A 13,365-nucleotide genomic window follows, 5' to 3' on the forward strand; every position below is an offset into this window, starting at 1 on the left:
TGTCATCACCACTACCGAAAGGACACATCCGATGACTGCACACGACCACCACCACACCGACACCGCGGGCACTGGCGCATCAGGCGGTGGATGCAGCGGCCACGGCCCCAGCGCCGAGGCCCTCGCCCAGACGCCCGCGGCCGAGATGGCCGAGTGCCCGGTCATGGTCGGCACCCCGGTCGTCAAGGCCGACGCCGAGGCGGCCGGCCTGGTCCGCGATCACGACGGGCAGCGGTACTGGCTGTGCTGCGCCGCCTGCGGACCCCTGTTCGACGCCGACCCCGACCGTTACGCGAACGCGGCCTGAGACCGGGTCACGCAACCGGACGTCCTGGCTTTCGTGCCCCGAGAACCATTCACACGGGCACGAGGCCAGCGTCCGGCCCACGACCTGGCGAAACGATCACGAGGAAGGAAACATCATGAGCAGACGCGTGAACCGGGCCCCGAACCGACGTCTGGGTGCCGTCGTCGGTGCCGGATTGCTCAGCGTCGCCGTTGTGCTGGCCGGATGCGCTGGCGACAACGCGGATGAGGACTCGCCTGCGGGCTCCTCACAGGAGCACGGCGAGCATGGCGGGATGGACCACCCGGCCGACGGCGGCCCGGTCCCTGAAGGCATGACCGAGGCCACCGACCCCGCCTACCCCGTCGGCACCGAGGTCACCCTGGCCGCGGACCACATGGAGGGCATGGACGGCGCGACCGCGATCATCGTGGGCGCCTACGACACCTACACGTACTCCGTCGACTACACCCCCACCACCGGTGGCGACCCCATCACCGATCACCGCTGGGTCGTCCAGGAAGAACTCGCCGACGCCGGAGACGAGCGGCTGGCCGATGGCACCGAGGTCACCCTTGCCGCCGCACACATGGAAGGCATGGACGGCGCGATGGCCACGATCGCCTCCTCCACCGAGGAGACCGTCTACGTCGTCGACTACGAAGCCGACGGCATGACCATGACCAACCACAAGTGGGTCGTCGAGAGCGAGATACAGCCCGCTTCCTAAACGCCGACGCGCCGCGATCAGCGCCGCCACAAGCGTCGGCACACCCGGAGAGACGAACATGAACGAACACACCAGCCGCCACCCCAAGGGCCATACGGGCCACACGGGCCACGCCCCAACCGACCAGGCCCGGGCGGATCACGCTGGCCATCAGCAGCACGCCCAGGATGTCGGGGACGAGCACCATGCTCACCACACCGGCCACGAGGAGCACGCCGGGCACGGAGATCGCTCCGAAAGCGGCGCCGCTCAGCAGAACAACGACCACCACTCCGGTCACGGCGACCACGGTGGGCATAGCGGTCACGCGGGTCATGGAGATCATGTCGGGCAGTTCCGGCGGCTGTTCTGGATCATGCTCGTCCTCGCAGTCCCGGTGGTCGGGTTCAACGAGATGTTCGCCCACCTCGTCGGCTACCACCTCCCCGACGCCGAGTGGGTGTGGTGGGTCTCGCCCGTCCTCGGCACCATCGTCTACGCCTGGGGTGGCTGGCCGTTCCTCACCGGTGCACTGAGCGAGGTCCGCTCCCGCAAGCCCGGGATGATGCTGCTGATCGGATTGGCGATCACGGTCGCGTTCATCGCCTCCTGGGGCGCGACGCTGCACATCCTGGATCATGAGCTGAACTTCTGGTGGGAGCTCGCGCTCCTGGTGGTCATCATGCTGCTCGGCCACTGGATCGAGATGCGCTCCCTAGCCCAGACCACCTCGGCCCTGGACTCCCTGGCCGCGCTCCTGCCCGACGAGGCCGAGAAGGTCGACGGCGACCAGGTCGTGAAGGTCGCGCCCACTGACCTGGCCGTCGGCGACGTGGTTATCGTCCGCCCAGGCTCGGCGGTCCCCGCCGACGGGAGAATCGTCGACGGTTCAGCGTCGATGGATGAGTCGATGGTCACCGGGGAGTCCAGGACCGTCCGCCGCCAGGTGGGTGACACCGTGGTAGCTGGGACCGTCGCGACCGACTCCGGCCTTCGGGTCGAGGTCACCGCCACCGGGGAGGACACCGCGCTGGCCGGCATCCAGAAGCTCGTCGCCGACGCCCAGGCATCCTCCTCCCGCGCGCAGCGGATCGCCGATACCGCGGCGGCCTGGCTGTTCTGGCTCGCCCTCGGCGCGGCGGCGGTCACCGCCGTCGTGTGGGCGCTGGCCGGCCTGCCTGACGACGCGGTGGTGCGCACCATCACCGTGCTGGTGATCGCCTGCCCCCATGCCCTGGGCCTAGCGATCCCGCTGGTGGTCTCCATCGCCACCGAGCGCGCCGCCCGCGGCGGCGTTCTCGTCAAGGACCGCCTCGCCCTGGAGTCCATGCGCACCGTCGACGCGGTCCTCTTCGACAAGACCGGCACCCTCACCAAGGGCGAGCCCACCGTCACCGCCATCGAGCCCGCCGGAGGCCACGACGGTGACGAGATCCTGGCGCTGGCCGCCGCCGCAGAGGCCGACAGCGAACACCCCTTGGCACGCGCCATCACCAGCGCCGCGAAGGAACGCGACCTCGACGTCCCTCAAGCTCGCGACTTCTCCTCCTCGCCGGCCGTCGGGGTCAAGGCGACTGTCAAGGCCACGGTGATCGAGGTCGGGGGTCCGTACCTGCTCGAACAGCACGGACTCGATGAACTGCCCGTTGCCGACACCTGGCGGGCGGAGGGGGCGATCATCCTGCACGTCCTCGCCGATGGCGAGGTCATCGGCGCCCTGCGGCTGGCCGACGAGATCCGGCCCGAGTCCAAGGACGCCGTCGATGCCCTCCACGCTGCCGGCGTACAGGTCGTGATGATCACCGGCGACGCGCAGGCCGTCGCCGACACTGTCGCCGCCGAGCTCGGCATCGACCGGGTCTTCGCCGGAGTCCGACCCGAGGACAAGGCCGCCAACGTCAAAGAGCTGCAGGACGAGGGCAGGAAGGTCGCGATGGTCGGCGACGGCGTCAACGATGCCCCCGCCCTCGCCCAAGCCGATGTCGGCATCGCCATCGGCGCCGGCACCGATGTCGCCATCGGCTCAGCCGGAGTCATCCTCGCCTCCTCCGACCCCCGCTCGGTGCTCTCCGTCATCGACCTCTCCCGAGCGAGCTACCGCAAGATGAAGCAGAACCTCTGGTGGGCCGCCGGCTACAACCTCATCTCCGTGCCGCTGGCCGCAGGCGTCCTAGCACCGATCGGGTTCGTGCTGCCCATGAGCATCGGCGCGATCCTCATGTCCGCGTCCACCGTCGTCGTCGCCCTCAACGCCCAGCTGTTGCGACGTCTCGATCTCACCCCGGCCGCCAGCACCGCCAAAATACTCGACCGCACACCGGCGCCATGACCAGCCGGTTAAAGGCGACCGGGCATCGCCCCAGGTAGACATGGAAAGGAGCACCACTATGACGACCACCATCCCGACGCCACCGTCCCCGACCGGGCACGGCTACATCAGCGACAAGGACCGCTACCTCGCTCGCCTCAAGCGCATCGAGGGACAGGGCCGTGGCATCCACCGCATGGTCGACGAGGACGCCTACTGCATTGACATCCTCACCCAGATCAGCGCGGTCACCGCAGCCTTGGAGAACGTAGCCCTGGGGCTCCTCGACGACCATCTCAAGCACTGCGTCACCGCAGCGATCCGCTACGGCGACGGACGCGCCGAGGCCAAGATCAAGGAAGCCTCCGACGCCATCGCGCGCCTCGTGAAGTCCTAAGGCTCGCGATGCTCGACCTCCTACGCACCCTCATACCCTCTCTCGCTGTTCGTGACATCGAGTTGTCGGCCCATCGGTGCTGCCAGGTGATGCGCTGGCTCGTCACCGTCCGGTTCGCTCGCGAAACGGATGATCGATGAGCGACCTTCGCACGAGCCACGCGGAACGCTGGAGAGCACAATGCGAGGAAGGACGCTGCGCGGTCGCGTGCCGCTGACCGTCGCGGAAGCGAGTGCGGCGCGACACGAAGATGATGCGTGGGCCAATCCTTGCTCGTAGTCAGAGCATCTACGCACCGATCCCGCCCCTGGCCTACGACTGTGTGAAGTTGATCTTCGTCCGCCGCGGATCGGCAGTCCTGCTCAGCGAGTTCGGCGAGAGACCCGTTGCAGTCGGTGACGTCGTGGCACTTGGCGCGAACACACTATGCGGGAGTGAGCCTGAAGGCTCGATCACGGTTACCACGCTCTACCTCGACCGGGATTACGTTGTCGATCAGGTCTTCTGGCAACACGCAGCCCTGTTGGCTGATCGACTCGATGCGCGGGACTTTGCCGAGGAGCTGTACTCCGAGCCGGCGCAGGTGCTCCGCCTTGGCGAGGACCGCGCGGGGATGTTAATGCCGTGGCTCGACGAGCTGGTGACGCTCAGCCTCGACGGCCCGTCACCGGAACGGTTTTACCGGATGCAAGCGCTGCTGTTCGCGGTACTGGACGTGATCGCGCCCTACGTGAAGACCACACCGGTGCGACGGTCACTGACCCAACGCAGGGCCACCCACCCTGGTTCGCCACATCTGCGTCGCCTCTTGCCGCTGCGGGCTGAGGCGCGCGCAGTGGTTGAGCTTCTGCGCGGGGCGCCGGCGGAAAGGTGGACGCTCGGTGCGCTTGCGGAGGCGGTGCACCTGTCTCCATCTCAGCTGGGGCGCGTGTTCGTCGATGCCTACGGAAAGTCGCCGATGGCGTACCTGATGACCGTGCGTGCCGAACACCTCGCCCGATTGTTGCGGGAGACTGAACTGCCGATTGAGACCGCGATGCGCGATGTCGGTTGGCATAGCCGCGGCCATGCCGCCCGACTGTTCCGCCAAGCGGTCGGAGTCACCCCGGCTCGCTACCGCGAACTGGTCCGAGAACGGGCTGCGGCCTAGGGCGTGTCTCCCATATGGATCGTGAGGCTCGCGGCAGTCCGGTCGGGTGGGGTCTGATTCTCGGTTGAAGGTGTTCACGGACGAGCAGTGGGAGCGGATCGCACCGCTGCTGCCCTCGAACGAGGGCCGGCGGGGTCACCCGTTCGGTGACAGCCGCCGCGTGGTCGAGGGCATCGCCTACCGGTACCGGACCGGGATCCCGTGGCGTGATCTGCCGCGCGGCGAGTTCGGGCCATGGCAGACGGTATGGAAGCGGCACCGCCGCTACGCCGGCGACGGCACGTGGGACCGTGTTCTCGCGCGGATCCTCGCCGACGCCGACGCGGCAGGGAAGATCGACTGGTCGGTATCGGTGGACGCCACAATCGCGCGTGCGCACCAGCACGCGACGAACACCACCCGACCTGAGCAGGACACAGGGGGCAGGATCGAATCACAAGAATCTGCCGTGGCACGAGGTTGAACCGGCTGGGCACGGGATCGGGCGGTCCCGCGGCGGGCTGACCACCAAGATCCACCAGGCCGTCGACGGCCGCGGCCGGCCGCTGGCGATGGTCATCACCGGCGGGCAGCGCAACGACGGCGCCATGCTCATGGAAGTCCTCGCCGAGATCCACGTCCCCCGACTCGGCCCGGGGCGTCCGCGCACTCGCCCCGACGCGATCATCGCCGACCGTGCCTACACCTCCGGCGTGACCCGGACTGAGCTCCGCCGCCGCGGAATCCGGGCCGTCATCCCGGAGAAGAGCGACCAGATCGCCGCCCGCAAACGCCGCGGACACCGCGGTGGCCGACCACCCGGGTTCGACGCCGCCGCCTACCGCGGTCGCAACGTCGTCGAACGATCCTTCGCTCTCGCCAAGCAATGGCGCGGCCTCGCCACCCGCTACGACAAACTCGCCATCACCTACCGGGCCGCCGTCACCATCAGCGCAATCCTCACCTGGCTACGCCATATAGGAGACACACCCTAGTGCTTCAACTCTTACTTCGCCCTCGGTCGTCGCCGCATCCTGTGGGCGTGTTCATCATGCCGTCAGCAACGCCCGACGAGTTCGAGGCCGTGGACTACAGAGGTCATGGAACACAGTTGCACTTGGGGGGAGTCGCCCCGCTCGTTGGCACCAGCCCTGTTCCATGGCTCCGCTACTTCGCGCGTCGAGCAGCACCGTAACGTTGCACACGTGCGGCATCGAGGCACCTCCGTGTCCTGCTCGATCTGCCCACGCGCGAGCGGCCACATCGTCGAAGTCTGCTCGGCAGCGGATGGTTGCCACAGCACTCGAACCGCGATTGGTCACGCCTGGCCGGTGAGTGCGATCAGGATGCCCCCCGCCGCCCCGACGATGACGACGGTCCAGGCGGGTGCCCGCCAGGTGATGAGGAGAACGAAGCAGATCAGTGCGAGCACGAAGGGCTCCGGGCCGGTGATGGCGGTGGTGAAGACCGGGTCGTAGAGCGCGGCGGCGAGGATGCCGACCACGGCGGCGTTCGCTCCGCGCATCAGGGCCTGGGCCCAGGGGCGGGAACGGAACGCGTTCCAGAACGGGAGCACTCCGGTGAGCAGCAGGAGCCCCGGCAGGAACACACCGGCGAGGGCGATCGCGGCTCCTGCGATACCGCCTGGACCGACGGTCGAGAGGGTGCCGAGGTAGGCGGCGAAGGTGAAGAGCGGTCCGGGCACTGCCTGGGCCGCCCCGTAGCCGGCGAGGAACTGGTCGGGACTGATCCAGCCGGTGTCGACCACACCGGCCTGCAGCAGCGGGAGCACCACGTGGCCACCACCGAAAATCAGAGCTCCCGCACGGTAGAAGGCGTCGAAGAGCTGCACCGCCCCCCACTGCGTGGTCGCGGCAAGCACGGGCAGCCCCACCAAGAGCAGCACGAACAGGACGAGACATATCACGCCGGCTGTGCGCGCGACGGGGAAGCGGATCATCGCGGTGGCGGGCGCGAGAGCGCTCCGGCAGAAGATCAGCCCTGCGATCGCGCCGATCACGATGGCGCCGATCTGCCCGACCGATCCGGCGAGCAGCAGAGCGCAGGTGGCGGCGAGGGCCGCGATGGCGGCGCGCACCCGGTCGGGGGTGAGTGTTCTCGCCATGCCGAGCACGGCCTGAGCGACGATTGCGACGGCGACGATCTTGAGGCCGGTAAGGATGCCGCCGCCCACGATGCCCTCGAACAGCGGCGCGCCGTAGGCGAAGGCCACCATCAAGGCGGCGGAGGGCAGTGTGAAGGAGAGGAACGCGGCGATCGCGCCGGCGGGGCCGGCGCGGAAGAGGCCGAGGCCGAAGCCGACCTGACTGGATGCGGGGCCGGGCAGGAACTGGCTGAGGGCGACGAGGTCACCGTACTGGTTGTCATCGAGCCATCGGCGGCGCTGGATCAGCTCGTTACGGAAGTAGCCGAGGTGGGCGATAGGGCCACCGAAGGCTGTCACGCCCAGCTTCGCGAAGACGCCTAGCACCTCGCGGGTGGATCCCTGTCTAGCTTGCGCGGGAGTGGTGGTGTCCGTTGTCATCGGCCTGTGTCTTCCTGTGTGAAGATACGCATCCGTTGCCGGGCGACCGCGAGGCCGCGCTGGCCTTTCTCGGTCGCGGAGTACAGCTTGCGGATGCCGCGCTCAGTTCGTTCGGTTCGTACGGTGAGGTAGCCGTCTTCGGCCATTCTGTGGAGCATGGGGTAGAGGGTGCCCGCTGAGAGGCGGTATCCGTGACTGGCGAGCTCCTCGATCATCCAGGCGCCGTAGATCTCTTCCTGTGACGCGTGGTGCAGCACGTGCATCCTGACGAGCCCAGCGAGGAGGTCACGGTACTCCTCCAGTTCGTCAACGGAAGGTTCGCTCGCCACTCCGGCTTTCTATCGGAGTTCGATATCGAATGTCGATAGGGCAGGTGAACGTGTGCTTAACGCGCCGACGATGCGACGGGGAAGCTGCACACGACAGTGCCGCCCGAGTTCGAGTGGTCGATGGCGACGGTGCCATGGTGTCGCCGCGCGATCTCGCTCACGAGGGCGAGGCCGAGGCCATAGTGTCGCGTGCCGCTGCCCGGAGCGCCGGTGCGGGTGCCTGCTCGGCTGCTGGAGAATCGTTCGAAAGCGGTCGCGGCGATCGTCGGGTCGAACCCGGGCCCGTCATCGGTCACAGTTAGGACCGCTCTGGACGCGCTCGCCGTCACTGTGATGCTGACGGCGTGCTGCGCATGGTCGAGCGCGTTCGTGCACAGTGCGAGGACGAGGCGCAGGAGTGCCGCGGGCGACCCGGTCACGGTTACCGATCCTGACTTGCCTGTGCGTATCAGTTCGATGTGTCGGGCGGTCGCGTCGTCGGCGAGGAGGGCGATGGCCCGGTCGGCGACGGCGACGAGATCGACGGGCTCCTGCGTCGCGCTGCTTCGTGGGTCGGCGGCGATAAGGAGGTCGTCGAGGATTTCGGTGAGGGCGTTCGTGTCGGTGACGACGTCCTCGATGGCATCGGTGACGTCACTCGGCAGGCTGTCCTGCCCTCTGCGTTTGAGCAGCTGGGCACGGGTACTGAGGAGGGTGAGGGGGGTACGGAGCTCGTGGCTGGCGTCTGCGACGAAGCGGCGCTGGAGTGCCAGCGCATCGGCGAGGGGCCGCATGGCACGCTTCGCCATCAGATACGACGCGGCGAACGAGAGCACGACTGCGATCACACCGCCGACAAGAAGCGCGGCCGAAAGACGACTGAGCTCCTCAGCTGTCTCGTGCTGATCGATAGCGACCTGGATGACGCGGTCGTGGTCCCCATCGGCGGTGGTGAGCAGCGCGTAGGTGCGACCGTCGACGGTGCGTTCGGATCGCTGGTCCCCGCCGCCAGCTTCGACGGATTGGATCGCGGCGGTGTCGAGCAGGCCGTCGGGCATACTCTCGGACGTGACGATCTGGCCGCCGCTGTGAGTATCGACGATGGTCACAAAGGTGCCGGAGGCGGCATCCTTCCTGGAGTCGAGTTGGGTGGCGGCGCGCAGCGCATGCTCGCTGGCCTCGGCGATGCTGCTGCTCACGATCGCGAAGACGACCCCGCCGACGACGACGAGCACCACGAGGACGAGCGCGGTGAACTGGGCGGTGAGTCGTAGCGCGGCGCCCCGGAGATCCTCCGGGTCGCGAGGCCTGCGCGCCATCACCGGAGCGGTCCCAGTTGGTAGCCGATGCCGCGGATCGTTTTCACCGATTCGCGGCCGAGTTTTCTGCGCAGATAGTGCACGTAGGTGTCGATCACGCCAGGATCGTCCGCATCGGGGAACACCGTGCCGAGCAGATCGTGCCGTTCGAAGATCTGCGAGGGTCGGCGTGCGAGGTGCTCGAGGAGTTGAGATTCCCGCTCGGAGAGGTCGATCGTGTCACCGTCGCGAGTCGTGACGGTGCGGCTCCTCGTGTCCAGGGCTCCGTTTGGGAGGGGAAGCGTGGGCACGATGTTGAGATGTCTGCGCAGCAGCGCGCGGATCCGGGCGAGGAGTTCGTCAATGTCGAACGGCTTGCCGAGGTAGTCCTCGGCTCCCCGGTCCAGCCCCTCCACACGGTCGGCGGGGTTGCTGAGGGCGGACAGGATCAGCGCAGGGGTGAGCACGCCGCGGTTGCGGAGCCTGTTGAGCACGTCGAGACCCTCGATAGCCGGCAGGCCACGGTCCAGGATCATGGCATCGAAGCTCTGAGTCAGTCCTTCGTGCAAGGCTCGCTGCCCGTCGCGGGCAAGGACGGTGTCATACCCCTCGGAGCGCAGCAACTGCTCGAGCATGCCGGCGAGGCGGGCGTCGTCTTCGACGAGCAGGATCCGCGCACGCTCGGGCATGATCGCAGTATAGGCAGGGCCTGACGCGCTCATCCGAGGATTAGGCTTGCGGCTTCCCGCAGCCCGGGCGATGCGGTGATCCCCCCGTGGTCGTCGACGGTGAGGGCGTCGACGTCGAACCGGTCGAGGATGTCGTCGCACCACTGAGGACCGCCGGCCAGGATCGCGGTCGCAAGCACATCGGCGGTGACGATGTCATCGGCGACGACCGTCACCTGCCGGTAACGGACGAGAGTGTCCGATGTAGCCGGGGCTCGCCAGATGTGCTCGCCGCGTTCTGCGGTGCCGGAGGTGGCCACCGCCTGCCGTGGGTTCTGCACTTCGAGGGCGCACAGGAGGGATGTTCGGGCGTCGGGGTCTGTGATCCCGATCCGCCACGCGGAGCCGTTGATGCTGCCGCGGGTGAGGATGTCGCCGCCGACGTTGAGCACCCAGGAGGGCATGCCGAAGGTGTCGAGAATGGTGCCAGCCGCTGCGATGGCCGCGGCTTTCACGATGCCGGACAGATCCAGGACACCGTCCGGCCGGTGAGACGTGAACACGCCAGCCGTACGATGCGACCACATCATCGCCTCCCTGTAGCAGTCGCGCACGGCATCGCTGGAGTGCGCGAGCGTCAACTCCCCTGTCGCGATGCGGCTGAGCTCTGAGTCGGCACGGTAGAGGCTGAACCGGCGGTCGAACTCGGCGAAGGCATCTTCCACCTGGAGCAGCACCTCATCGCTCGGCACCGGCCCCGCGAAGCGGAGGCTCGCCGTCGTGCCCATCGTGTTGAACACATGCGTCGTCACGGTCACAGTCCAGCCTGGTCGAGGGCGGACTGGAGCGAGGTCAGGTAGGCGTTGCTCGTGTAGGTGGCACCTGAGACGCTGTGCACGTTCGCTGATTGTGCGGACAGGACTTCCTGACGAAGGATCGGGGCAGCGCGGTTGCTGATCGACACCGACCGGGAATCCTGGTCGGTGAGCTGCAGCGCGGTCACGTCGCTGAGGATGCCGTCCTGCACGGTGATCTGCACCTGGACGTCACCGAAACGCGTATGAACGGATGTCCCCGTGAAAGTCCCCGAGACAGCTGACGTCGTGGTCTCCGACGCGGACGCACTGGGTGTCGGTGCGGGCGTCGCTGTGCTGCTTCCGGCATCCGCCGACGGCGTGACAGTCGAAGTCGGTGCTGATCCGGCAGCCGTATCGGATGTCGTTGTCTCTGACTGCTGGCCATCAGCGCCGAGCTGCCAACCGACCGCGAGTACGGCAATCGAGGACAGGGCGCCCAGTATCGTAGCGCGCGCCCTCACCAGTCGAACCTCTCCACGTGGATCTGCGCTTCCCGCAATCCTGCGGCGCGGGCATCGCGAATCACCAGATCCGTCCACGCCTGCGGCCCGCACACGTAAAGGTCCGAGCGCAGCAAGTCAGGGAACGCCGAGGTGATCGTCACCCCACGCGACAGCGCCTCGGCAGACATCCAGGTGGCAAGGCCCGGAGGCCGTGCACCGAGCATCGTATACACGGTATTGCCGCGCATGCTGGGCAGTGCGCCGATCTCGCTCCACAGGTAGCTCTGGGTGGAATCGGTGCCGCGGAGGACGACGGTGGCTTCACCCGGACTGAGCGGGGAATGCTCCAGCAGGGATCGGATCGGCGTGATGCCGATGCCCGCCGCGACGACTGCGAGCTTCGGAGCGACCCGGTGCGCGTCAGTGAAGACACCGTACGGACCTTCGATCGAGACGCGCGCGCCCGGACGCACGCGTCCGATCGCGGCACTGCCGCGCCCGAGGTCACGCACTGTGATGCGCGCCGTCGTGGCGGTCGGCACAGCGGAGAAGGAGATGGGATGCGCATGCCACCACGTCGCACCCGTCCAGAACCGCCAAATCGCGTACTGGCCGCCGGCCGTGTGCAGCCGATCCAGGTTCCGCCCCGTGAGGTGGAGCGACACGACACCCGGAGCGACCTGCTCGACCCCGGCGACGCGGATGCCGTGACGCGCGCTGCGGATCATCGGCACCAGGAAGCGGAAGACACCGATCGAACCGAACGCGAGCACGTACAGGGCGAGCCAGTACACCCGCTGTCCGGTGCCTTCGGCGAGCACACCGCCCGCGCTCAGCTGGTGAGGCACGGCGACCAGCACGGCGAGGTAGCTGAGCAAGTGGATCAGATGCCAGGCCTCATAGGAGAAGCGACGGCGGACGGCGACGAGCGAAGTGACCACGACCGCGACGAGCAGCCCGAACCCGAGATAGGCGAGCAGCAGGTCCTTGCTCTGGAGGAACCCGATCGTCTCGGCAACCACGTTCGACCCGTCGCTCATCGCGTAACCGACGGTGAGGAGGGCTGCGTGGGCGAGGATCAGTGAGAGGGCGGGCTTGCCGAGCCTGCGGTGGAGGGCCATCGCCTTGTCCTGGCCGAAGACGCGGTCGATCGCCGGAATGCGAGCGGCGAGCACCAGCATCACCAGGATCAGGTCGGTACCCACAAGTCCCGTGACGATGCCGAGCGCGGTGATCGCGGAAGCGGGATCGGTGACCTGGTTCATCCCGCCGTAGGCGAGCCACAGGGAGATCGCGACGGCGACCGACAGCCAGACCGCAACAACCATCAGGTCGGCCGCGCGCATCCGTCGACGAGTGCGGACCCGCCGGACCCGCGCAACCGTATCGTCAGTGCGGAACGTTGCCGCCCGTGAAAGGGGGGCCGTATCTGTCGCCATTCTCAACTCACTTCGCGTAGCTCCGGCTATCGACAGTTCCCACGATCCCCCTCCTTTCTTCCAGGATTCTTAGCCGCCTGGCCGCGGCACGCTTAGCCTCACCAACGTTGCTCACCGGGACCAGCGGTGCTTATGTTGGGGTCATGTCGACAGATCTGCCCGCAGACAACCCCGCGCTCCAGCCGCACCCCGATGAGCCGCATCGCGGCGGCATTGCGCAACGGTTGAACTGGCTGCGTGCCGGCGTGCTCGGCGCAAATGACGGCATCGTCTCTGTTGCCGCGATCGTGGTCGGCGTCGCCGGCGCGACCACCGCCTCCGGGCCCATCCTCACCGCCGGGCTGGCGGGGTTGGTCGGGGGTGCGATCTCGATGGCCCTCGGCGAGTACGTCTCCGTCAGCAGCCAGAGCGACAGCGAACGCGCCCTGATCGCGAAGGAACGGCAGGAACTGCGCGACATGCCGGAGGAAGAGCTCGACGAGCTCACCGGGCTCTACCGGGCCCGTGGGCTCAGCGAGCAGACCGCACGACAGGTAGCCGTGGAGCTCACCGCGCACGACGCCCTTGCCGCGCACCTATCAGCCGAGCTCAACATCGACCAGGACGACGTCGTGAGCCCCTGGCACGCGGCGGTCGGTTCCGCAGCCGCGTTCACGATCGGCGCGATCCTCCCCATGCTCGCCATCCTCCTACCCCCGCCAGAGTGGCGTGTTCCGGTGACCTTCGCGGCCGTCCTCATCGCCCTCGCCATCACCGGCGCCATCTCCGCACACATCGGCGGCAGCTCCCGACCCCGCGCCATGATCCGCGTCGTCACCGGCGGCGCCCTCGCACTCGCCGCCACCTACGGGGTCGGGGTGCTCCTGGGCGCCTCGGGAGTGGCCTGATACTGAGCGAGGATCTGCTCCCGTTCGCGGTCACCGGTGCCCATCAGCCGCTTATGAAGCGGAGCAGCCAAGGAATGCTGCAAGTTCCGGT

The 13,365-nt window shown here is 67.8% G+C and carries 14 protein-coding genes; 7 read left to right on the top strand and 7 right to left on the bottom strand.

Going from position 1 to position 13,365, the window contains the following annotated elements:
* Positions 1-31: 31 nt before the first annotated feature.
* The 6 genes from P5G46_RS14170 to P5G46_RS14195 all read left to right on the top strand — a co-directional run bounded on the left by P5G46_RS14170 (position 32) and on the right by P5G46_RS14195 (position 5,824).
* On the top strand, positions 32-307 hold the full coding sequence (locus P5G46_RS14170) for a hypothetical protein (protein WP_408905926.1): 276 nt from the start codon (positions 32-34) through the stop codon (positions 305-307).
* 115 nt (positions 308-422) lie between these two features.
* Positions 423-1,016, top strand: a complete 594-nt coding sequence (locus P5G46_RS14175; protein WP_408905927.1) for a YdhK family protein — start codon at positions 423-425, stop codon at positions 1,014-1,016.
* Between the two features lie 58 nt (positions 1,017-1,074).
* Positions 1,075-3,324 carry a heavy metal translocating P-type ATPase gene (locus P5G46_RS14180; protein ID WP_408905928.1) on the top strand — a complete coding sequence of 750 codons (2,250 nt, stop codon included), beginning with the start codon at positions 1,075-1,077 and terminating at the stop codon, positions 3,322-3,324.
* Between the two features lie 58 nt (positions 3,325-3,382).
* Complete coding sequence (locus P5G46_RS14185) at positions 3,383-3,700, top strand: metal-sensitive transcriptional regulator (protein WP_408905929.1); 318 nt, start codon at positions 3,383-3,385, stop codon at positions 3,698-3,700.
* A gap of 250 nt (positions 3,701-3,950) precedes the next feature.
* Positions 3,951-4,850, top strand: coding sequence for a helix-turn-helix domain-containing protein (locus P5G46_RS14190; RefSeq protein ID WP_408905955.1), 900 nt, complete (start codon positions 3,951-3,953; stop codon positions 4,848-4,850).
* A gap of 46 nt (positions 4,851-4,896) precedes the next feature.
* A protein-coding gene (locus P5G46_RS14195) for an IS5 family transposase (RefSeq protein WP_408905930.1) occupies positions 4,897-5,824 on the top strand; the annotation gives its coding sequence in 2 pieces (ribosomal slippage) (positions 4,897-5,268 and positions 5,270-5,824; 927 coding nt in all).
* A 323-nt stretch (positions 5,825-6,147) separates the two neighbouring features.
* Here P5G46_RS14195 and chrA read toward each other — a convergent pair.
* The 7 genes from chrA to P5G46_RS14230 all read right to left on the bottom strand — a co-directional run bounded on the left by chrA (position 6,148) and on the right by P5G46_RS14230 (position 12,294).
* Positions 6,148-7,374: a chromate efflux transporter gene (gene chrA, locus P5G46_RS14200; RefSeq protein ID WP_408905931.1), complete on the bottom strand. Its 1,227-nt coding sequence runs from the start codon at positions 7,372-7,374 to the stop codon at positions 6,148-6,150.
* On the bottom strand, positions 7,371-7,703 hold the full coding sequence (locus tag P5G46_RS14205) for a PadR family transcriptional regulator (RefSeq protein WP_269268751.1): 333 nt from the start codon (positions 7,701-7,703) through the stop codon (positions 7,371-7,373). Before P5G46_RS14205 ends, chrA begins: the two co-directional genes overlap by 4 nt.
* A 56-nt stretch (positions 7,704-7,759) precedes the next feature.
* A complete protein-coding gene (locus P5G46_RS14210) occupies positions 7,760-8,920 on the bottom strand; it encodes a sensor histidine kinase (RefSeq protein WP_260026862.1) in 1,161 nt (386 codons plus the stop codon).
* An 80-nt stretch (positions 8,921-9,000) separates the two neighbouring features.
* Positions 9,001-9,669: a response regulator transcription factor gene (locus P5G46_RS14215; protein ID WP_260026865.1), complete on the bottom strand. Its 669-nt coding sequence runs from the start codon at positions 9,667-9,669 to the stop codon at positions 9,001-9,003.
* Positions 9,670-9,698: 29 nt separating this feature from the next.
* A complete protein-coding gene (locus tag P5G46_RS14220) occupies positions 9,699-10,460 on the bottom strand; it encodes an FAD:protein FMN transferase (protein WP_269268748.1) in 762 nt (253 codons plus the stop codon).
* Positions 10,461-10,462: 2 nt separating this feature from the next.
* Positions 10,463-10,687: an FMN-binding protein gene (locus tag P5G46_RS14225; protein ID WP_311200160.1), complete on the bottom strand. Its 225-nt coding sequence runs from the start codon at positions 10,685-10,687 to the stop codon at positions 10,463-10,465.
* Between the two features lie 275 nt (positions 10,688-10,962).
* On the bottom strand, positions 10,963-12,294 hold the full coding sequence (locus P5G46_RS14230; RefSeq protein ID WP_282502679.1) for a ferredoxin reductase family protein: 1,332 nt from the start codon (positions 12,292-12,294) through the stop codon (positions 10,963-10,965).
* Between the two features lie 236 nt (positions 12,295-12,530).
* On the opposite strand from P5G46_RS14230, the gene P5G46_RS14235 reads away from it, so the two are divergent.
* A complete protein-coding gene (locus P5G46_RS14235; protein WP_260026872.1) occupies positions 12,531-13,274 on the top strand; it encodes a VIT1/CCC1 transporter family protein in 744 nt (247 codons plus the stop codon).
* Positions 13,275-13,365 lie beyond the last annotated feature (91 nt).

The sequence above is a fragment of the Microbacterium mcarthurae genome, assembly GCF_046064585.1.
Classification (GTDB): domain Bacteria; phylum Actinomycetota; class Actinomycetes; order Actinomycetales; family Microbacteriaceae; genus Microbacterium; species Microbacterium mcarthurae.